18 protein-coding genes are annotated in these 20,762 nt (G+C 63.4%); 11 read left to right on the top strand and 7 right to left on the bottom strand.

Annotated features, from left to right (window positions below; genetic code table 11):
- Positions 1–103 precede the first annotated feature (103 nt).
- Positions 104–898, top strand: coding sequence for an SDR family oxidoreductase (locus WOA58_RS11120; RefSeq protein WP_340604275.1), 795 nt, complete (start codon positions 104–106; stop codon positions 896–898).
- Positions 899–1,046: 148 nt separating this feature from the next.
- Here the strand turns inward: WOA58_RS11120 and icd are convergent, their stop codons facing one another.
- From icd to WOA58_RS11105, 3 genes are all read right to left on the bottom strand, one after another.
- On the bottom strand, positions 1,047–2,306 hold the full coding sequence (gene icd / locus WOA58_RS11115) for an isocitrate dehydrogenase (NADP(+)) (RefSeq protein WP_340604274.1): 1,260 nt from the start codon (positions 2,304–2,306) through the stop codon (positions 1,047–1,049).
- A 75-nt stretch (positions 2,307–2,381) separates the two neighbouring features.
- A complete protein-coding gene (locus WOA58_RS11110; protein WP_340604273.1) occupies positions 2,382–3,350 on the bottom strand; it encodes an NAD(P)-dependent oxidoreductase in 969 nt (322 codons plus the stop codon).
- A 1-nt stretch (position 3,351) separates the two neighbouring features.
- Positions 3,352–3,777 carry a universal stress protein gene (locus WOA58_RS11105; protein ID WP_340604272.1) on the bottom strand — a complete coding sequence of 142 codons (426 nt, stop codon included), beginning with the start codon at positions 3,775–3,777 and terminating at the stop codon, positions 3,352–3,354.
- Between the two features lie 102 nt (positions 3,778–3,879).
- Here WOA58_RS11105 and WOA58_RS11100 point away from each other — a divergent pair, with 102 nt between their 5' ends.
- The 4 genes from WOA58_RS11100 to WOA58_RS11085 all read left to right on the top strand — a co-directional run bounded on the left by WOA58_RS11100 (position 3,880) and on the right by WOA58_RS11085 (position 8,662).
- Entirely contained in the window at positions 3,880–5,331 is a 1,452-nt protein-coding gene (locus WOA58_RS11100; RefSeq protein ID WP_340604271.1) for an SLC13 family permease, read from the top strand.
- A gap of 152 nt (positions 5,332–5,483) precedes the next feature.
- Positions 5,484–6,494, top strand: coding sequence for a Bug family tripartite tricarboxylate transporter substrate binding protein (locus WOA58_RS11095; protein ID WP_340604270.1), 1,011 nt, complete (start codon positions 5,484–5,486; stop codon positions 6,492–6,494).
- Positions 6,495–6,606: 112 nt separating this feature from the next.
- Positions 6,607–7,167, top strand: a complete 561-nt coding sequence (locus tag WOA58_RS11090) for a hypothetical protein (RefSeq protein WP_340604269.1) — start codon at positions 6,607–6,609, stop codon at positions 7,165–7,167.
- 1 nt (position 7,168) lies between these two features.
- On the top strand, positions 7,169–8,662 hold the full coding sequence (locus WOA58_RS11085) for a tripartite tricarboxylate transporter permease (protein ID WP_340604268.1): 1,494 nt from the start codon (positions 7,169–7,171) through the stop codon (positions 8,660–8,662).
- Positions 8,663–8,704: 42 nt separating this feature from the next.
- On the opposite strand, the gene WOA58_RS11080 is transcribed toward WOA58_RS11085, so the two are convergent.
- The 3 genes from WOA58_RS11080 to WOA58_RS11070 form a co-directional block, all read right to left on the bottom strand.
- Entirely contained in the window at positions 8,705–9,688 is a 984-nt protein-coding gene (locus WOA58_RS11080) for an aminopeptidase (protein WP_340604267.1), read from the bottom strand.
- An 80-nt stretch (positions 9,689–9,768) separates the two neighbouring features.
- Positions 9,769–10,923, bottom strand: coding sequence for a 2-methylaconitate cis-trans isomerase PrpF family protein (locus tag WOA58_RS11075; RefSeq protein ID WP_340604266.1), 1,155 nt, complete (start codon positions 10,921–10,923; stop codon positions 9,769–9,771).
- Between the two features lie 94 nt (positions 10,924–11,017).
- Positions 11,018–12,127: a zinc-dependent alcohol dehydrogenase gene (locus tag WOA58_RS11070; RefSeq protein WP_340604265.1), complete on the bottom strand. Its 1,110-nt coding sequence runs from the start codon at positions 12,125–12,127 to the stop codon at positions 11,018–11,020.
- 103 nt (positions 12,128–12,230) lie between these two features.
- On the opposite strand from WOA58_RS11070, the gene tcuA reads away from it, so the two are divergent.
- The 4 genes from tcuA to WOA58_RS11050 all read left to right on the top strand — a co-directional run bounded on the left by tcuA (position 12,231) and on the right by WOA58_RS11050 (position 16,840).
- A complete protein-coding gene (tcuA, locus tag WOA58_RS11065) occupies positions 12,231–13,640 on the top strand; it encodes an FAD-dependent tricarballylate dehydrogenase TcuA (protein WP_340604264.1) in 1,410 nt (469 codons plus the stop codon).
- Positions 13,637–14,770, top strand: coding sequence for a 2-methylaconitate cis-trans isomerase PrpF family protein (locus tag WOA58_RS11060; RefSeq protein WP_340604263.1), 1,134 nt, complete (start codon positions 13,637–13,639; stop codon positions 14,768–14,770). The genes tcuA and WOA58_RS11060 overlap by 4 nt, the downstream gene beginning before the upstream one ends.
- A gap of 95 nt (positions 14,771–14,865) precedes the next feature.
- Positions 14,866–15,852: an aminopeptidase gene (locus WOA58_RS11055; protein ID WP_340604262.1), complete on the top strand. Its 987-nt coding sequence runs from the start codon at positions 14,866–14,868 to the stop codon at positions 15,850–15,852.
- A gap of 217 nt (positions 15,853–16,069) precedes the next feature.
- On the top strand, positions 16,070–16,840 hold the full coding sequence (locus tag WOA58_RS11050) for an IclR family transcriptional regulator (protein WP_340604261.1): 771 nt from the start codon (positions 16,070–16,072) through the stop codon (positions 16,838–16,840).
- 174 nt (positions 16,841–17,014) lie between these two features.
- Here the strand turns inward: WOA58_RS11050 and WOA58_RS11045 are convergent, their stop codons facing one another.
- Positions 17,015–18,001, bottom strand: a complete 987-nt coding sequence (locus tag WOA58_RS11045) for a GDP-mannose 4,6-dehydratase (RefSeq protein ID WP_340604260.1) — start codon at positions 17,999–18,001, stop codon at positions 17,015–17,017.
- Between the two features lie 149 nt (positions 18,002–18,150).
- On the opposite strand from WOA58_RS11045, the gene WOA58_RS11040 reads away from it, so the two are divergent.
- Together WOA58_RS11040 and WOA58_RS11035 are read left to right on the top strand one after the other, a co-directional pair.
- On the top strand, positions 18,151–19,605 hold the full coding sequence (locus tag WOA58_RS11040) for a sugar transferase (RefSeq protein WP_340604259.1): 1,455 nt from the start codon (positions 18,151–18,153) through the stop codon (positions 19,603–19,605).
- A gap of 62 nt (positions 19,606–19,667) precedes the next feature.
- Positions 19,668–20,753, top strand: coding sequence for a glycosyltransferase family 4 protein (locus tag WOA58_RS11035; protein ID WP_340604258.1), 1,086 nt, complete (start codon positions 19,668–19,670; stop codon positions 20,751–20,753).
- Positions 20,754–20,762: the final 9 nt, after the last annotated feature.

Below are 20,762 nucleotides of genomic sequence, written 5' to 3'. Positions count from 1 at the left end.
ACCTCACTCGGCGGTATAGCCACTCAAGCGAACGGAATCCAGTCCTCGTGAGCGAGAACGTTCATGACAGTATCTATATTAACCATGGACGTCACAGCAGTGTATGGATCTCAACCTGGTCGGAAAGAGAGCGTATCTCACAGCAGCCAGTGGCGGCTTGGGGAAAGCGGTCGCGACCGAACTGGTACGCGAAGGGGCGGACGTCATCATCTCATCTTGCAACGAGGACAACCTACGAGCAGCCACGGATTCTATCGCGGAGGAGACCGGTCGGACGGAAGCAATTGATTACAAGGTCTGTGACTTGATGGAGCCCGATAGCATTCACGACGCAACGAAGGGTGCGATCGACGACCTAGGTGGGTTGGACGCACTCGTGACGAACCACGGTGGCCCGTCGACCGAACCTTTCTCGGAGCTCTCCCTCGGGGAGTTCGATACTGGCTATCAGGGAATCCTCCGAAGCACACTCCAGGTCTGTCAGGAGTGCCTTCCGGCGCTCTCCAATGGTGGTGGTTCGGTCACAAACCTCGTCGCTGCCTCCGCGCTGGAGCCGTCGGCGAGCGGGGCGCTCGGAAACGTCTTTCGGCCCGGGATCTACGGCCTCTCGAAGGTCCTTTCCGAGGAGTTCGGGGAGTCCAACGTCAGAGTCAACTGCGTCTCGCCACGCGGGATCATGTCCGACCGGATAGATCAGAAGCTCTCCCAGCGTGCCGAACAGCAGGGCATCACCGAAGCAGAGGCACGCGAACAGCGCGTCGAGGAACTTCCGGTACCGGACCTCGGGACACCCGAATCGTTCGCTCGTACCGTTGCTTTTCTCGCATCACCCGCTGCGGATTACGTGACTGGGGCAGTACTCCCCGTCGACGGGGGATGGCACAGACACGCCTTCTGATAGGCGCTTATTCCTGTTTCAAACAGTGGTAGGCAAATCGGCCTCATTTTTCGATGTTTTATATTCCGAAAATACACGAGTATCGGAAGGCAGCTATGACAGAGTCTCGATATTCCCATAGTGACGCCGCAAAAGTCCGATCAGTTGTCTACGACAACTCTTCGATATTCTCGACAACGACGTCAGTGAACTCGCTGGTTGCCAGCTTCTCGCCGCCCTCGATCTGGCGTTCGAGGTCGTAGGTGACCTGTTTCGAGGAGATGGCCTCCTCGACGGCGTCGCCGATGAGCTGGCCCGCGTCGTCCCAGCCCATGTACTCGAACATCAGACGGCCCGAGAGGATCATCGCCGTCGGGTTTACCTTGTCCTGGCCTGCATACTTCGGTGCGCTCCCGTGAACCGGTTCGGCGAGACAACGACCGTCACCGAAATTGGCGCCGGGGGCGATGCCGAGGCCACCGATCTGGGCACCTGCGGCGTCGGAGATGTAGTCGCCGTTGAGGTTCATCGTCGCGATGACGTCGTAGTCGCTCGTCCGGGTGAGGATCTGCTGGAGCATGTTGTCCGCGATGCGATCCTTCACCACGAGGCTCCCCGCGGGCTGTTCGCCCTCGTACTGGTCCCAGAGGGTGTCCTCGGTGATGACGTCCTCACCGTACTCCTCCTTTGCGACCTCATAGCCCCAGTCGCGGAACGCACCCTCGGTGAACTTCATGATGTTGCCCTTGTGGACCAGCGTCACCGAGTCGCGGTCGTTCTCCAGCGCGTAGTCAATTGCACGTCGAACGAGGCGTTTGGTCCCGAACTCCGAGATGGGTTTGATGCCGATGCCCAGCGGGTTCTCGTGCATCACGTCCTCGAAGCCCATTTCGTCCTCGACGAACTCCCGGACCTGCTGGACTTCGTCGGTGCCGGCCTCCCACTCGATACCGGCATACACGTCCTCGGTGTTCTCCCGGAAGAACACCATGTCCATCGCATCGGGGTCCTTGACCGGGGACGGGACGCCGTCGAGGTGGTAGGTCGGGCGGACGTTCGCGTACAGGTCGAGCTTCTTGCGCAGGGCGACGTTCAGCGATCGGAAGCCGGCGCCGACGGGCGTGGTCAGCGGTCCTTTGATGCCGACGTGAAACTGCTCGAAGGCTTGAACGGTCTCGTCGGGGAGGTGCTCGCCCTCACCGTACTGTTCGTTTGCGTGTTCGCCGGCGTAGACGCGCATCCAGGCGATGTCGCGTCCGGTGGCGTTGGCGGCGGCCTCCAATACCGTCTGTGCGGCGGGTGCGACGTCAACGCCGATGCCGTCGCCGTAGATGATGGGAATGACGGGGTTTTCGGGGACCGAGATCTCCTCGCCGTCGAACTCGATGGCTTCGCCCTTCTCGGGCACCTCGACTTTCTCGTAGCTCATAGCGGTTTCACAGATTCGTCAGTATTACAAAAATCGTGTGGTTCACCGGTCGACATCCGAAGTCGGCTAGGAAATCTACCGAAGTCCGTCGCCACGAACGGCGACGAATCGGTCGTTGAGTTCCTCTCCAGCGAAGAAGTCACACGCGGTTTCCGCCAGGGTCTTGATCGCAGCTTTGCGAGCACGGAGCGAGGAGGCACCCATATGTGGAGTGAGGACGACGTTGTCGAACTCATGGAGCGGCGAATCGGGCGGGAGTGGCTCGGTCTCGAACACGTCGAGGCCGGCCCCACCGATCGCGTCACGTTCGAGCGCATCAATGAGCGCGTCCTGATCGACGATAGGTCCGCGTGCGCTGTTGACGAGGGTGGCATCGTCTTTCATCGTCTCGAGTGCCTGAGCATCGATGAGCTTCTCGGTTTCGGGAGTGCGCTCGGCGGAGATGATCACGGCGTCCGCGGACTCGAGCAGCTCGGAGAGTCCGACCAGCGTCGCTCCCGTGAGATCCGTATCGATCGGATGAACGTACGGATCGTGCGCAAGGACGTCGGCCTGAAAGCCCGATAACAGGCCCGCAATGCGCTGGCCGACGTTACCGAAGCCGACGATCCCGATCGTAGTGTCCGTAACGGATTTGCTGGTCGGCATCGTGTCGCGCCAGCCTCCCTCCTCGAGGCGACGATGGCCAAGCAGTACGTTCCGGTTGACGGCGAGCAGGAGCGACACGGCGTGTTCGGCGACCGATCGGGCGTTGAGACCGGGCGTATAGACGACGGTAACGCCCTCCTGGTGCGCAGCATCGAGGTCGATGCTGTCGAGGCCCGTCCCGATCTTCGCGACCAAGTCGAGGTCGGGAACGTCTTCGAGGACGGTCTCTGTAACCGGGACTCGCGATGTCGTGAACAGTCCATCCGCCCCGGAAAGGGCCTCGATCGCAGCGTCTTCGCCGTCACCGATACCGAACGAGAGCTCGACGTCGTCGTCAACACAGGATTCGAGATACGACGCCGGTTGGATGTCGTCGTCGACGGCACACCAGACCATCTCAGTCCTCCTCGTCGAGGACGGTGACGACTGGGACCGGTGCGCTGAGGAGGACCTCCTGGGTGACGCTGCCGAAGAGGGCTTTCCCCACCGGCGACCGCCGTCGACCGCCGACGACGAGGTACGACGCGTCGTGGTCCTCGGCGTACTCGGCGAGCTGATCGGCCGCATCACCCACCAATCCGACGCAGGTGTCCCCGTCTTGAGCGGCCTCTTTGGCGACTTTCGTGGCGTAATCACGGATACGGTCCATATCGACAGTCTCGCCGGACTTCTCGACGCTCGTCCGCTCAAGCTCGACGAATTCCGAACGGCTGAGGACGTGGACAACGTGGAGATCGGTATCGAACGCGTCTGCGAGCGCTCGTCCTTCGGTCACGATGCGGTCCGTCGGCTCGCCTCGGTCGACGGCGGCAATAACTGGCATACTAGATCTGCATTACTAGTTCAGATATATATACTTAATCGGCGTCGTCACATTTCTTGCCTCATTGATCGTGTTTTAGTGAGCAGTTGGATGAGCTGTTATATGGCAGGTTCAGCGGATAGTGATCCCCCTAGCTCCTTATCAGTCCCTCAGCTGGCCGGAGTGGTCTGCACTGTTGGAATCCTCCTCGTCGGCCTCGTCGTTCCTCCACCTGAGGGCATAACGATCGAGATCCAGCGAACACTGGCGGTCTTCGCCGCGACGATCGTTCTATGGATCGCGAAGCCGGTTCCGTACGTCGTTTCGAGCGTACTTAGCGTCACCCTCCTGTTCGCTTTCGGTGTCACCGACTCCTTCGAGGAGGCCGTCACCGGCTACGCCGAAACGCTCGTCTTCTTCCTCCTGTTGCTGTTACTGCTCGGCCACTCCATCTCAAAAGTCGGTCTGGACGAGCGGGTCGCACAACGGATGCTCTCGGCAACGAGCACACCACGCGAGTCCGTTCGGTCGCTATCAATCAACCTGCTCGGGCTGTCCTTTCTCATGCCCTCCGCCGTCGCCCGGACGGTGACGTTCATCCCCGTCGTCCGGCAGATAACGGATGTCTATCAGCTCGGCTCCAACAGTAACTTCGAGCGGACCTCTTTTTTCATCCTGGGCCACATTAACCCGATCGCCTCGATGGCGCTCATGACGGGTGGAGGGATGGCGATCATCACCTCCGAACTGATCCAGTCGTCCGTGCGGCCAATCACCTGGGTTGAGTGGGGGATATTCATGATCCCACCGACGGTCGCGCTCTACGCCCTCTCGGCGGTTACCGCCGAAAAGATCTACTCCGTCGATGACTCACAGACCATCTCACCGGACTCGAACGGTGAGGACGAGGAACTCGTGGAGGCGGTGATGAACGGCGATGAGCAGACGGACCCGCTCACGCGCGACGAGCGGATCGTCGGCTGGGTCATGCTCGGGGCGGTCCTCGCCTGGATCGTTGGATCGTTTACTGGAATACCGACGATCCTTCCCGCGATCGCGGCCGTGACCGTTCTCTCGTTGCCCGGAATAGGAGTCATCACGAAGGACGATATCGCCGAAGTGAGCTGGGGAATACTGTTCCTGATCGGGGCTATGTTCTCCATCCTCGAGGTGATGCAGTCGACCGGCGCCCTCGACGTCGTCGTCAATTCGCTGCTCGGCCTCATCCCATTCAGCGCTTTCAACACGTGGCAATCGGTCGGGGCCCTCCTCGCTCTGGCCGTAGTTTTACGTGTCTTCTTTTCAACGGCCTCCGCCGCGATCGTCGTTGTTCTACCGATCATCCTCGAATTCGGTGAGGTGCTCGGTCTCGATCAGCTTTTCCTGGCTTTTTCTGTCCTCATGATCATCGGCTCGACCACCTTCCTCCCCTTCAACACGACGGCAGTGTTGCTATCGTTCGACCGAGGGCCGCTGACGTCGCGTGATGTGTTCGCGTTTAGTCTCGTGACGATGCTATACTCGACCCTGATCATCATCCTCTCGTGGGTCCTCTACTGGCCCCTGATCCGATGAACGCCTGTTACGAATCGAGGGTTGGGACACCTAGTAGCCCAGGCATATTTTCGATATAACGTGTGGCCCTTATATAATTGTGAACCGTTAACTATATGACTGCGTCTAAGAGAGTGTGGTATGCAATGGCAAGAGATATCAGTAAATGCGACATGAGCAGGCGTTCGTTCGCGAAGCGAGCGGGAGTCGTTTCGGCGGTTTCATTGACCGGTCTAGCGGGCTGTCTTGGCGAGGACGAGGGGGACGGTGGAGATTACCCGGAGCAGGACATCACCTGGATCATTCCCTTCAGTCAGGGTGGCGGGACAGACGTTTACGCCCGCGAGATGTCACCACACCTCAGCGAGGAGCTGGGTGTAAACATCGCGATCGAGAACATCTCCGGCGCTGCATCGCTTCGGGGAACCGGGGAGATGATGCAGTCGGAGCCGGACGGCTACACAGTGGCCGCGTACAACCCACCGTCCACGCCGGTCTCCGAAATGGTCACCCCACAGGACTACGAACTTGAGAACGCGACCGGCCTCGGTCTGTTCGCCTCGACCCCGTTCGTCGTCGTCGCCAACCCCGAACACGAGATCGAGGACTACGGCGACCTGATTGATCGGTACGACGACGGGGAGCTGACGAACTTCAGCGGGAAAGAGCGCGGTGGCGTCGACCACGTCATGGCGACGATCATGCGCAACTCCCACGGTCTCAACTGGGATCAGTATGTCGGGTACGACGGCTCTGGCCCCGCAGTGGAGGCCACGCTCTCGGGCGAGGTCCCCGCGGCGGTCAGTACGGACTCGGCCGCCCTTTCGGCGGTCGAGGACGGGGGTGTCGACCTCGTCACCGTGCTCGCCGAGGACGGATCCTCGGTGTTTCCGGACGAGGAGTCGATCACCGACCAGGGATACGAGGAGATCGACTACATCGTCGAGCTCTCGCGCGGCATGTACGCCCCGCCGGACACACCCGACGAGGTCGTCGAGGCATGGGAGGACGCCCTCGAGACGGTCATGACGTCCGACGAGATGGAGGAGTGGTCCGAGGAAACCGGAAACGAGGTCCTCTTCGGAACCGGCGAGGAAGCCGAAGAGGTCGTCCAGGAGGCCTACGATGAGATCCCGGATGCCATCGACCTCGAAGAGGTGCGCGAAGCCGAACAGGAGGGCTGATCGATAGGTCACAACGGGAGGAGAAGCGCGGAAATCACAGCGGTCGGTATCCCACTATCGAACGACACAATGTCCCAGACACCCATTAATCGAAAACGCACATCAGTTGATTATGACTCTTGAATCGGTTTTCCGCAAAGCGACGGAGAGGATAAACACGGAGTACGTAATTCTGTTTACGATGCTCATTCCGGCGGTATACATGTTTATTCAGTCCTATGACTTCCAAGCGACCTCCGCCACGATCTTCCCCCGGATCATGGCAGGATTCGTGATATTCGGATCGGTGCTACTCCTCCTGCGTCCGGTGCTTCCCGAACCGATCTATTCGATCGTCACCAACGAGTCACAGTTGATCGACGTGGAGGAGGACAAGGAGATAGACGACGAGCTCGATGGCGAGGTAGAAAGCACCTTCTCCTCGGTCGGGCGGCCGATCCCCGACTCGGTGTTTGCCGCCGCCGCAGCGATCGGCTACGCACTAGCCGGATACGTCGCCGGGCTGATGTGGGTAACCCCAGTGTTCGTCCTCATCTACGGGCTCTGGTTTAAGCTGTCATGGCGTGTCCTCGCCGTCATCGTCCCCCTCTCATTCATGATCGGGTTTGGCTTCATGGAGTTCGTGAACATCCCCGTGGACAGTGGGGAGATCGTCAACAGAGGTGGGCTCTGAGATGGTCGTCGAATCGGTTTCCGAGGCAGCGTCGGTACTGTTCAGCTGGCCGACGATGGGCTGGGTCATCCTCGGGCTCCTGCTCGGGATCGTCGCGGGGGCGCTTCCCGGCATCGGGTCCGCACTGGGAATGGCGATCGTTCTCCCCCTCACGCTCCCGCTCTCGCCGACGAACGCCCTCGTTCTCTTGGTCGGGATGTACAGCGGGTCGATGTACGGTGGGTCCATTCCCGCGATCCTCGTGAACGTGCCCGGAACAGGCGGATCTGCGGCGACGACGCTCGACGGCTATCCGATGTCACAGAAGGGCGAAGCGGTAGAGGCCCTCTCGTTGGCCGCGACGGCGTCGGCCATCGCCGGATTCTTTTCGGTCGCGACCCTGCTGTTGCTGTCGCCGATCATCATTGAGGTCGTGCTCGCGTTCGGCTCGCCCGAGTACTTCCTCATGGCGATCCTCGGGATCGCGATGATCACCGTCGTCGTCCGGGGATCCTTGATTAAGGGACTCACGGCCGGCGCCTTCGGGCTGATGATCACCGCGATCGGTATTGCCCCAAACAGCCCCGAGGAGAGATACACATTCGGGAGTCTGGCGCTCTACGACGGGATCGACTTCATCGCGGCGCTCATCGGCGTCTTCGCTATCGCCGAGATGATCAAGCTGGCCGCTCAGGAAGGCGGAATAGCCGACAAATCGATCGACATGACTGGAGATCTCCTCTCCGGGGTAAAAACAGTCCTCAATCATCCAGTTGCTACGGTCAAATACGGGTATATGGGAATGTTCATTGGATCGATTCCCGGGGCAGGGGCCACAGTAGCGAACTTCTTCGCCTACGGGGAGGCAGTCCGATCCTCAAAGGACCAAGAGTCGTTCGGCGCCGGAAACCCACTTGGTGTCCTCGCGACCGAGGCGTCGAACAACGGGACGATCGGTGGATCGCTCATTCCGACACTCTCGTTTGGGATCCCCGGTAGCGGCGCTTCCGCCGTACTGCTTGGCGCGCTGTTGATGCACGGGATCAACCCCGGTCCCGACCTGTTCGACGCCGAGCTCGCCACCACCTACACGTTCCTGCTTGCACTGCTGATCGGTAACGTGTTGATCCTGCTTGGCGGAATCTTCCTGGTGACGCGGTTGGGAGTCCTCACGCAGATCAACACCCACGTCATCATCCCGGTCGTCGTGGTGCTCTCGATCATGGGTGGATACGCCTTGGAAACTAACTGGTTCGACGTCTGGGTCGTGCTGTTGCTGGGGGTGATCGGGTACTTCATGGTCCAACACGACTATTCGATCATTGCGCTGTTGCTCGGGGTGATCCTCGGCGAGATTGCCGAGGAGAACCTCTTGCGGTCGCTCCAGCTCTCCGAGGGGTCGTATGCGATCTTCGTGACAAGGCCGATCTCGGTCCTCCTGGTCATCATGACCCTGGTGATCCTGCTGGGGCCGTTCATCTCGCCGAAGATCAAAAGCTATCTCGATAGTCGGTAGCCGGCAGCCGGCAGAATCGCCGGTCACCGGTCACGATTCTTTCTATCGGTCGAAGAACGTGAACTCGCCGTTCTCGACGACGGTCTCGCCGTCGAACTCGAGGGTCGGCTCGGCCATCATCGCGTCGAAGTGGACCGGGGCACGCGTCGTCCCGCCGAGGTTGCTGCTAGTGCCGATTCCGAAGTGGACGTTGCCGTAGCGACCGTGGTCGTTCGAGAACCAGCCGTTGAACTCCGGACACTCCGGGTTCATTCCGACGGCGAGCTGTGCGATGTTGTAGACGGCCGGATCGTCGTGTTCTTCCCAGACGCGTTGGATCTTCTCGGCCTCCTTGCCGCCCTCGACCGAGGTGACGGCACCGTCCTCGATCTCCATCGTGACCGGATCCTCGAGGACGCCGATGTCGAGGTTCGGGATCGCACCGTCGAAGACGACGGTGCCGTCGGTGCCGCCCTCGACCGGAGCGATGTTCGACTCGATGTGGACCAGCGCGGTGAACTCGCCGGGCTCGTCGGCGATACCGGGGTGGGCGTTGCCCTCGCGTCCCTCAAGGTCGACGGTGACGTCGGTCCCCTGGGGCGAGGTGACGCGCGCCTCGCTGGCCTCGGAGAACCGGCGGGCCATCTCCTCGCAGTGGGGACGCATTCCCTCGTAGTCGGCGTAGAGGCCGCCGCGGACGAGCTGCTCGTCGGTGAACTTGACCATGCTGATGATGCGGGCGCCGTTCTCCTTGGCCTCGGCCGCCGCCGACGAATGGGTGATCGAGCGGTGGACGGGCGTGATGATCACGTCCGCCTCCATCATCGCCGCGGCGACGACCTCCTCGGGTTCGTTGCCGTCGTACTCGCGCGGTTCCATGAGCGTCATCGTGACGTTGGCGTCGCGTTCGTTGGCCGCAGCAGCGACCCGCTCGGCGACGTCTGCGACCTGCCAGTCCGAGACCACGAGGACGTCCTCATCGGGTTCGATCGCGGCGCAGGTCTCAACGACGATGCTCGCACCTTTCATCTCCTGGACTGAGTCCATGACTCGTCATCACACAGGCGGCTACTAATACGTTCCTGATGCGCCCGACACGGGTCGTCGGACCACGTCTCAGCTCCCACTTACGCCCGGTCGAGATCGCGGGCGAACGCCGTCCCGCTCATCAGGAGTCGGGCCGTCCGGTCGATGGAGACGCTCCGGATTGACCCCGCCGCGGCGTCCGCGTCGACGCCGATCCGTATCACCCCCTTCGGGTGGCCAATCCGCACCGCCTCGCCGACCCCACGGGCGACCTCGTTCGGGATCGTCCCCGGGAGCCGCGTCGCCGCCGCGAGACACATCGCCCCGGTCGTCGCGTAGGCGTGATGCGGTCGGCCCGTCGAGACCATTCGGGCGGTGACGTCGACGTTATCGGCAGCGACGTCGCAGCCGACGGTCGTCGCGTAGTCCCGCGGCGGGGCGACGACGGCGACGAACGGCATGGTCGGGCGCTCGATCGGGGCGCGATCGGGGTCGTCGATGAGCCCGAGTTCGACGCAGGCCGCCGCCCGGATCCGTTCGAGCCGCTCGAGAAGCCCGTCGTCTTCCTCGATCTCCGATGGCGACTCGGTTCCCTCGAGTCCCAGTGCGCCCGCGCGGAGGAAGACCGTGACGTTGGTCGCGTCGACGATCGAAACCGTGTGGGACTCGCCGTCGACCACGAGCTCGTCGGTCGCGTTTCCGGTGGGAAGCGCTGCACCGAGCATCCCGCCACAGGGATCGAGATACCGGGTCGGGACGCGCGCGCCGGAGCCGGGGACGCCGTCGATCCGGGCGTCCCCATAGGGGTCGGGCTTCCCGTTCGTGACCGGGACTTTCTGTTCGAGCAGGGAGTCGGTGTTCTCGCTGTGGATCTGGACCGTCGTCGTCGGCTCGGAGGACGCGACGAGTCCCTCGAGAACCCCGTAGACGCCGACGGCGCTCGCGAGATTGCCGCAGTTGCCGTCCCAGTCGACCGTCGCCTCGTCGATGCCGACCTGCGCGTACCGGTAGGCGAGGTCGGCGTCCTCGCGATCGCTCTCGCCGACCAGCATCAGCTTGCTCGTGTGCGTGTGCGAGCCGCCGAGGCCGTCGACCTGCAACGGGTCCGGCGACCCGAACAGCTCGAGAACGAGCTCGTTGCGTTCGGCCGGATCGGCCGGGAACGCCGCTGGATCCGCGAAGAACCCCTTGCTGGTTCCGCCCCGAATGAGGTGGCCGTCGATGCCCCGTTGTAGCGTCGACTCTGGGTCCGACATATGTCGGGCCTCACGGCCGGGGATATTAGGCGTTCGCGATCGGCAGCTTCGTTCGGCATCAGGGCGTCCGTCTCGTTACCAGGGGGATGCCGAACTAGTTGTCAAGCACGATTTGTGCCGGCCCGAGTGCATCGTGTGTCTGCTTGTCGAGCGTGATCTCAACCGCCTCCTCGAAGGATTCGAGGCCATCGAGTTCGTGAGTGACGTACTCCTCGACGGAGATCGTATCGGACGCGACCAACTCGGCAGCGAGCTCGCCGGTGTCCGTTCCCGGGCTGACGTTCGCGACGCCCTTTCGCGGGTTCTCCCAACGGACCGCCTTCGATCTGGCGACACGAGGCGTCATTTCGATCTCCCCCTCGATGTGGCCGACCTGGAGGAGCGTCCCGCCCCGACGGAGCGCGCGGAATGCCTGTGCGAGAGGGGCGTCGCCGTCGGTGGCGTGTGACTGCTCGCCGCCGACCGCGGCGAACGCGACGTCGGCGCCCAGCCCGCCCGTCGCGGCCCGGATCTCCGCGACGGGATCGGTCTCCGTCGCGTCGATCGGCGTGATGCCGCAGTCGGCCGCGATCGAGAGGGGGCGTTCCCTGACGTCGACGGCGTAGACCTCACCCGCGCCGAACCGCCGTGCGAGCATCGCACAGTGGAAGCCCATCACACCCGCCCCGACGACGAGGACGTCGTCGCCAGGCTCGATTCCCGCATCGATCGTACAGAGGACCGAACTCGCGAGCGGCTGGAGGGCCGCGCCTGCCGCATCGGAGACGCCGTCGGGAAGCGCCCGGAGCGGACCGGTCGGGAGTCGGACGTACTCGGCGAGCGCCCCCGGTCTGTCGTAGCCGATGGCAGTCGTGTCAAGGCAGTAGTTGGCATACCCCGAACGGCAGTACGGACACGAGCCACAGTGGATCTTTCCCGGCGCGTACACGCGATCGCCGACGGCGAACGCCTCGACGTCCGGGCCGCACTCGACGACCTCGCCACAGAACTCGTGGCCGAACAGCCGGGCTCCAACCTCCCCTCCGTGGATTGCCTGCTCGACGGCGTCGTAGTGGGCGACCTCCCGACCCCGATAGAGGAGACACTCGGTTACGCTCAGCTGTACTCGCGAGACGTCGATCAGCGCCTCGCCGTTCCCCGGTTCGGGGCGCTCTACGTCCACGACGCTCGACGATCCGAACTCCCCGACGACGATCGCGTCCATACCGCCCCGTCCACCGGCTGGTAGAAATATCCTCGGACGGCCGGAGTGGATGGGCCGTGTGACGAAACGTCTATGGTGGTTCCCTTTTACGTTCTTGGTAGGGATGGACGCAGTCAACGATCAGCGACTCGTAGTCGTAGGGTGTGGTATCGCGGGACTGAGCGCGGCCAATCGGGCGGCCGAACTCGGGATGGACGTCACCGTTCTCGAGAAATCCCCCAAGGAGAAACGCGGTGGGCACACGTGGCACAGCGAGTCGTTCCGCGTCGCGTCGACCGAGGCCGACCTCGAACAGTACGGCTACGAGTTCGACATCAACGACTACTCGCCGGACGACTTCTACGCCGACATCATGAAGCAGACGAACGGACGGGCCGACGACGACCTGGCCCGGACGATCGTCGACGAGATCGGACCGACCGTCGAGTGGCTCACCGAACGCGGCGTCGAGTGGGACATGGAGCCGCTCAACTCCGGTTACACGGTCGCGCGGACGTTCTTCGACGGCGAGCAGCTCGTCAGCGCGCTCGTCGAGGCAGCCGAAGAGGAGGGCGCGACCTTCGAATACCGGACCGAAGCGCGCGAACTCGTCTTCGAGGACGGCGAGGTCGCGGGGGTCCGCGCCCGAAACGACGACGGCGAGGTCGAGTTCAAGGCCGACGCCGTCATCGTCGCCGCCGGCGGTTACGAGTCGAGCGAGGAGAAGCGCACCCGCTACTACGGCTCCGACTACGACGCGATGAAGGTCCGCGGCAGCCGGTACAACACCGGGGAGGGGATCGAGATGGTGCTCGACGCGGGCGGCCGCGCGACCGGGCAGTGGGGCGGCGCGCACATGGCGCTGATCGACAGCGAGGCGCCCGACTACGAGGGCGGCGCGAACCGCGTCGACGGCTACCAGTACGGCCTGCTGATCAACAACGACGGCGAGCGGTTCTTCGACGAGGGCGAGGACGCCCGTGCGCACACCTACGCCAAGCTCGGCCGGCTCATCTTCGAGGAGCCCGGCCACGAAGCGTACATCCTCATCGACGACTCGCTCACCGAGCACATGCGCGCGACGGGCCCCGGCGACTGGGTCACCGGCGACACCGTCGAGGGCGTACTCGAGGAGCTCGGCTGTGAGTCGCCTGCCGAGGGCGCCGAGACTGTCGAGGAGTTCAACGCGGCGACCGACCCCGGCGAGTTCGATCCCGACTCGCTCGACGGCAACCGGACCGAGGGACTCGAGCTCGAGAAGACCAACTGGGCGCTTCCCCTCGAGGAGCCGCCGTATCACGGCTATCGCGTCACCGGCGGCATCACCTTCGGCTTCGGCGGTGCGGCGACCGACGAGCGGGCACGCGCGCTCGATACGATCGGCCGCCCCATCCCCGGGCTCTACGTCGCGGGCAATACGACCGGCGGGCTCTTCTTCGACAACTACCCTGGCGGGACGGGGCTCGCGAACGGCGCCGTGTTCGGGCGGATCGCCGCCGAGGAGAGCGCGGAGTACGTGGAGGAAGGACGATGATCGGAGATCAGCAGACACTCGACTGTGCGATCGTCCGCGGCGGGACGAGCAAGGGCGTCTTCATCCGAGGCGACGAGGTGCCCGAGGAGAACCGTGACGAGGCTATCCTCTCGCTGTTCGGCAGTCCTGACGACCGACAGATCGACGGGTTGGGCGGGGCGACGTCGACGACCTCGAAACTGATGCTCGTCGAGGCATCCGACGACGAGGGTGCGGACGTCTCATATACGTTCGGGCAGGTGGCCGTCGACGAGCCGGTGATCGACTACGGCGGCAACTGTGGGAACCTCACCTGTGCCATCGGTTCGTTCGCGATCGACGAGGGGCTCGTCGACGTCGACCCCGAGGCCGACGAGGCGGACCTGCGCCTCTATAACACCAACACCGACTCGTACATCGACCAGCACGTCCCACTAACCGACGATGGGCGGGCGGCCTCGCGCGGCGAGTTCAAGATCCACGGCGTCCCGGGGACCGGGGCTCGGATCGATACGTCCTTCCTCGAACCGGCCGGTGCCGTCACCGACGGGCTGTTCCCGCTCGGCGGGCCAACGATCGAGCGGGAGATCGACGGCGAGTCGCTCGAGCTCAGCGTCGTCGACGTGACGACCCCGATCGCGTTCGTGCGCGCGGCCGACGTCGGACTCACGGCGACCGAGGGCCGCGAGGAGATCGACAGCAACCCCGAGCTGCTCGAGCGTCTCGAACGGATTCGAGGGACGATCTGTGCAGAACTCGAACTCGTCGACGACCCCGAGCACGCCTCGGTGGAATCGCCGGGGTACCCGAAGCTCGTGTTCGTGGCCGAACCGACGGACTACGATACCCCCGAGGGCGGTTCCGTGCAGGCCGACGAGGTGAACCTCGTCGCGCGCTACATGAGCATGCAGAAGCTCCACCCCGTCTACGCCGTCACCGGCGTCTCCTGCACCGCCGCGGCGGCGCTCCTCCCGGGGACGATCCCGAACGAGGTAGCGGAGCTCGACGGCGAGACAGTGACGCTCGGCCATCCGAAGGGGACGATGTCGGCGACCGCCGAAGTGGATACGAACGCCGAGCGAGTCGAGAGCGTCACAGTGTATCGGACCCAGCGACGTCTGATGGAAGGAACCGGCTTCTACGGCGAGTAACCGCCACTCGATACTTTTCGCCGAATAGGCGGTGCGTCGGGCGGGTTCTAACCGATAAACGAAGATATATAGCATATCGGCGGTATTGTGGCATAATGGCACAGAACATGCTCGACCTGGAGATGGCGTCAGCCTCGTGTTCGATCGTCGAAGAGTGTCTCGATGTCCAGCCCAACGAAGAAGTGCTGGTTCTCACCGACCCGAGGACGTTCGGCGTCGGAAAGAGCATCGCAACGGCAGCGAACGGCATCGGCGCTGAGGTGGTTACGTCGGTCATGCCGCTGCTCGATAGTCACGGCAACGAGCCGCTCGATACCGTCGCGGACGCGATGGCGACCGCCGACGTCGCGTTCACCTGTACGACCCACGCGATCACCCATACACGCGCCCGGCTCCGGGCGGCCGAGGAGGGGACGCGGATCGGGGTGCTTCGGGGGGTTACCGAGGACATGATGGTCGACGGCGCGATGACCGTCGACTTCGAGGCGCTCCGTCGCCGAACCGAGGCGATGGCCGAGATCATCACCGACGCCGAGACCGCCGTCGTCACCAGCGATCGAGGGACCGACGTGGAGTTCAGCATAGAGGGCTGTCAGTCGTTCTCGCTCGACGGCTACTTCCACGAGGAGTACGGCTTCGCGACGCTTCCGCCGGGCGAAGCGCCGACCCATCCTGCGGAAGGGACGGCCAACGGGACGATCGCCATCGACGTCGCGATGGACAACCTCGGTCAGCTCGAGGAGCCGATCGAGCTGACGCTCGAGGACGGGTTCGTCACCGACGTCAACGGTGGTAACCAGGCCGAGGAGCTCGAGGCGATCTTTGACGACGCCGACGAGAACGCCCGAAACCTCGCAGAGTTCGCGATCGGGACGAACCCGAAGGCGAAGTTGATCGGGAACACTGCCGAAGACAAGAAACGCGAGGGGACGATCCACTTCGCCGTCGGGGACAACGAATCGCTCGGCGGCACGCTGAAGAGCGACATCCATCTAGACGGCGTGATTCGATCCCCGACCGTGGAGCTCGACGGAACGACGGTTGTCGACGACGGGACTCTCCGACGGGATCTGTTGGAGTAATCGGCCGAAAAGCGGTGAGCTCGTTTCGCTGCTGGTTCGAACGGAAAGCGATTGCTATGATTATACCGCATGGGTTGTTATTATTCTCCATTCCACTCTCCGGAATGGCCTCGCCATTTGGAAGTAACGTTCACGAAATATAGATGGAATTATCGTATCAAACAATCTCTATCCCGCTGCGCGGGATTTTATATATGGGGGTCCCTAACGGGCGATCATGACAAGCGAACCGGGACCATCACGACTCAAAACGACCGAGACCTCCCTCGAAGTGGTTGACGCGCTCTACGAGCTCGGCGGTGGCCGGATCGACGAGATCGCGGACCATCTCGGCGCTGCACCGAGCACGGTTCACCGCCATCTCACGACGCTACGGGCCCACGATTACGTCACGAAGGAGGGCGATGTCTACCGGCTCGGCCTCCAGTTCCTCACGATCGGCGGCTACATCCAGCACAACGAACGGGGCTACCAGCTCGCGAAGGACAAGGTCCAACAGCTCGCGCTGACGACCGGAGAGCGGGTTCAGTTCATCACGGAGGAACACGGACAGCGGGTGTACATTCACGCATCGGTGGGCGAGGACGCGGTGCAGACCGACGCCCACATCGGAAAGCGCGGCCCGCTACACTGTAGCGCGGCCGGCAAGGCCATCCTGGCAGCGCTACCGAAATCACGCGTCGAGGCGATCATCGACGAACGGGGCCTCCCGCAGGTGACGCCAAACACGATCACCGACCGCGAGACCCTCTTCGAGGAGCTCGAGGCGATCTCGACCAGGGGCGTAGCGTTCAACGAACAGGAGTCGGTGATAGGGCTGAACGCAGCCGGGACGGCCGTCCACTGTCCCGACGGACACGTCCTCGGCGCGATCAGTATCTCCGGTCCCGCACAGCGGTTCAAGGGCGAAAAGCTCGGAGAGGAGATCCCGGACCTTCTCCTGGGGGCGACCAATGAGATCGAACTCAATCTCAAATATACCATGTAATTACAAAGGTACATCTGTAATTCACTATGGAGATTATCGGGTATTCCCGAGCATGAAACGTTATATGCCGTCGAATATAACTATCTATGAGATACATCTCTGTTTTACTCTATTCTTGTAATGAGGGTTTCAACGGGCCGGTTGCAGCGTAAAGGAGTAAGAAGCGGTCTACGCCTATGAGTCCCGGACCAGCGGGTCGTACCACTCCTCGTTGGCCCGGTACCAGTCGATGAACTCGCCGACGCCCTCGCGAATGTCGGTCGCCGGCTCGTAGCCCAGCAGCTCGTTGACCTTCGAGATGTCGGCGTGGGTGTGCTCGGCGTCGGCGTCGTTTCGCTCGCCGTACTCGAGCTCGAGCTCGGGGGCGAGCTGGTCGCGGACCTCCTTGGCGAGGGTCTTGATCGCGATGTTGTCCGTGCTGCCGACGTTCATGATCTCGCCGTCGGCGGCGTCGCTTTCGAGAAGCTTCTCGTTCACCCAGAGGATGTCGTCGACGAAGGTGAAGTCGCGCGTCTGGGAGCCGTCGCCGTAGATCACCGGCGGCTCGCCGTGAAGACAGCGCGAGACGAAGTTCGAGATCGCCATGTTCGGGCGCATCCGCGGGCCGTAGACGGTGAAGTAACGGAGCGAGACTGTGGGAAGACCGTAGACCTCGCTGTAGACGCGGGCGTACTGCTCGGTCGCGAGCTTCGAGACGCCGTAGGGACTGACCGGCGTCGTGGGGTGGTCCTCGTCGTAGGGGAGGTACTGTGGCTTCCCGTAAACGGAGGAGGAGCTCGCGACGACCACCCGCTCGGTGTCGGAGTTTCGCGCGGCCTCCAGCAGGTTGATCGTCCCGTCGATGTTGATCTCGTTGACCTTCCGGGGGTTCTTCACGCTCGCGCGGACGCCGGCCTGGGCCGCCTGATGGTAGACGTAGTCGGCGTCGGCAACGAGCTCATTGACCAGCTCCGCGTCCCGCAGATCGTCGTTGACGAGCTCGTAGCTTCCGTTGCCTTCGGCGGCGAGTTCGCGACACTGCTCGACGGTGTGTTCCTTGATCCCGACGTTGTAGAACGGCTCGAAGTTGTCGAGGGCGGTGACGTCGTGTCCGAGTCGCGTCATCCGTTCGGCGATATGTCCGCCGATGAAGCCGGCGCCGCCGGTGACGAGGACATCCATTGATCGCCCATGGGATACGAACGGATAAAAACACCATCGGTGCTCCGAGACGACCAACGTTCAGCGTACTGAACGATGTGGTCGGTTCCGCCCCAAATCACAGCAGAAGGCGGACAATATATATGAATTCCATCCCAAAAGAGACGTAGATGAGATCGAAGTGGGAGTATCGTATCGGGGCTGTTCTGGGGGTGGTGGTCGTCACTGCAGCCGCAGTGGTGATCGCCAACACCAGCCTCGTCCAGGGGTTCGCAACGACGTACGTTCCGCTGGTCAATCGGCTTCCGGGGACCGTACTTGGGGGACAGGAGCTCGTCGTAGCGATCGTACTGAGTACGGCGATCGTCGTCGGCTCGCTCTTCCCGCTGTACAAACCGCGGCCACAGCGGATCCTCGATACGATCTTTTTGGCGCAGAAACGTGTCCTGACGGCGGTGTTCGCGATCGCGACGGTCGGCTACTTCAACTGGACCTATCGCCTCCCGCGGGCGACCCTCGGCGTGACGGCGGCGATACTGCTCGTCGCGCTCCCGGCGTGGTTCGTGCTGATCCGGCGCCGGCCGGCGGAGGGCCACGAGCGGATCGTCATCGTCGGCGACGACCCCGACCAGATCCGACGGGCCGCGGACGCCGTCGAGGGGACCGTGCTCGGCTATCTCTCGCCGCCGATCATCACCGGGACGCGCGAGCGGGAAGCGCCCGCTGCGCGGGCCGACGGCGGGGCGATCGATCTCCAGGCGGAGGGACTCACCTCGCTCGGCGGGCTCTCGCGCCTCGAACAGGTGCTCGTGAACCGCGACGTCGATACCGTGTTGCTCGCGTTCGAGAACCCCGATCGGGGGGAGTTCTTCGGCGTCCTCGAGACGTGTCACACCCACGGGATCGGGGCGAAGGTGCTTCGCGAGCACGCCGACAGCGTGCTGCTGTCGATCACCGACGGGGGTGTCGGCGAGCTGCTGACGATCGACCTCGAGCCGTGGGACTGGCAGGAACGGCTGGTCAAGCGCGGGTTCGACATCGTCTTCGCGACCGTCGGGCTCGTGGTGTTCGCCCCGTTCCTCGCGCTCATCGCCGTCGCGATCAAGCTCGACAGCTCGGGACCGGTGTTCTACGGGCAGGACCGCACGGCTGACCTCGGTAGCACGTTCACGGTGCTGAAGTTCCGGACGATGTACGTCGACAGCGAGTCGGCCGAGCCCGTCGACGACGAACAGAACGACCGCATCACGCCGGTCGGCCGGCTGCTCCGGGAGTCGCATCTCGACGAGCTACCCCAGCTCTGGTCGATCCTGATCGGCGATATGAGCGTCGTCGGTCCGCGGGCGGTCTGGACCGACGAGGAGTCCCTGCTCGAGGCCCAGGCGGGCGGGTGGCGAAAGCGCTGGTTCGTCAAGCCGGGGCTGACCGGGCTCGCACAGGTCAACGACGTCTCGAGTACGGACCCCGAGACGAAGCTCCAGTACGACCTCGAGTACATCCGGCGTCAGTCGTTCTGGTTCGACCTGAAGATCGTGATCCGACAGATCTGGAACGCGTTCACGGACGTTCTAGTCCTGCTTCGGGGCGGCGACCCGAACCCCGACGACGAGTCGCCGGAGCAGTGAGGCCGTTCTGGCCCGTGTTCGGAAGTAGGTAGATTGATTCCGGGCGAGCGGGCACCACCTATATGCGGATTTTACGCGTCGCACAGAAGACGTACCCGGACGTGAAGGGCGGGGGGCCGTACCACGTTCACGCGATGAGCCGCGATCAGGCCGCGATGGGCCACGACGTGACGGTGCTGACGGTCGGCGGGGGTGACAAGCCCCATCTCGAAGAGCGCGACGGCTACACCGTGATCCGGTACGGCTCGGAGGGAAGCCTGCTCGGCAACGATATCTCGACCGGCGTCGCCCGGTATCTCGCGGCCGCCGAGTCCTTCGACGTCGTTCACGCACACTCGCATCTCTACTTCTCGACGAACCTCGCGGCGCTCAAACGGGCCTGTGGGGAGATCCCGCTGGCGATCACGAACCACGGCCTCTACTCACAGACCGCGCCCGAATGGGTGTTCGACCTGTATCTCGGGAGCGTCGGGCGCTGGACGTTCGATCGGGCCGACGTCGTGTTCTGCTATACGGAGGAGGACGAGCGCCGCATCCGGGCGCTCGGCGTCGACAGCGAGATCGAGATCGTCCCCAACGGGGTCGACCTCGAACGGTTCACCCCCGACGGGCCGGGAAGCGACCTGATCGACCACGACGGGCCGACAGCGCTGTTCGTCGGCCGGCTGGTCGAGGGCAAACGGCCCTCGGACGCGATCGCGGCCGTCGAGCGGGTCCGCGAGACCCACCCGGAGCTGAAGCTGTACGTCTGTGGCGAGGGGCCGCTTCAGGAGGAGCTCGCCGAGCGAACGGGCAACTCCGTCGAGTTCCTCGGCCACCTCGAGTACGACGAGATGCCGCCGGTCTACAGGAGCGCGGACGTGCTCGTCCTCCCCAGTCGGGCCGAGGGGGTCCCGCGGACGGTACTCGAGGCGATGGCCGCCGGGTCCGGCGTCGTCACCTCCGACCTCGAACAGGTCGCGCCGCTGGTCGAGGGCTACGGCCACACCGCGGACCCGGGCGACGTCGAGGGGTTCGCCGAGGGGATCAGGGCGACCCTCGAGTCGGGCGGGCCCGCAGCCGACGACGGGATCCAACGCCGACACTCCTGGACACGGACGGTCGATGAGACGACGAGCGCGCTGGAACGCCTCGTCGAGAGCGAGTAGCCACAGTCC

The sequence above is a fragment of the Halalkalicoccus tibetensis genome (genome assembly GCF_037996645.1).
Lineage (GTDB): Archaea > Halobacteriota > Halobacteria > Halobacteriales > Halalkalicoccaceae > Halalkalicoccus > Halalkalicoccus tibetensis.
Note: the sequence above shows the minus strand (reverse complement) of the source record. Positions and strands in the feature narration are given on the sequence as shown.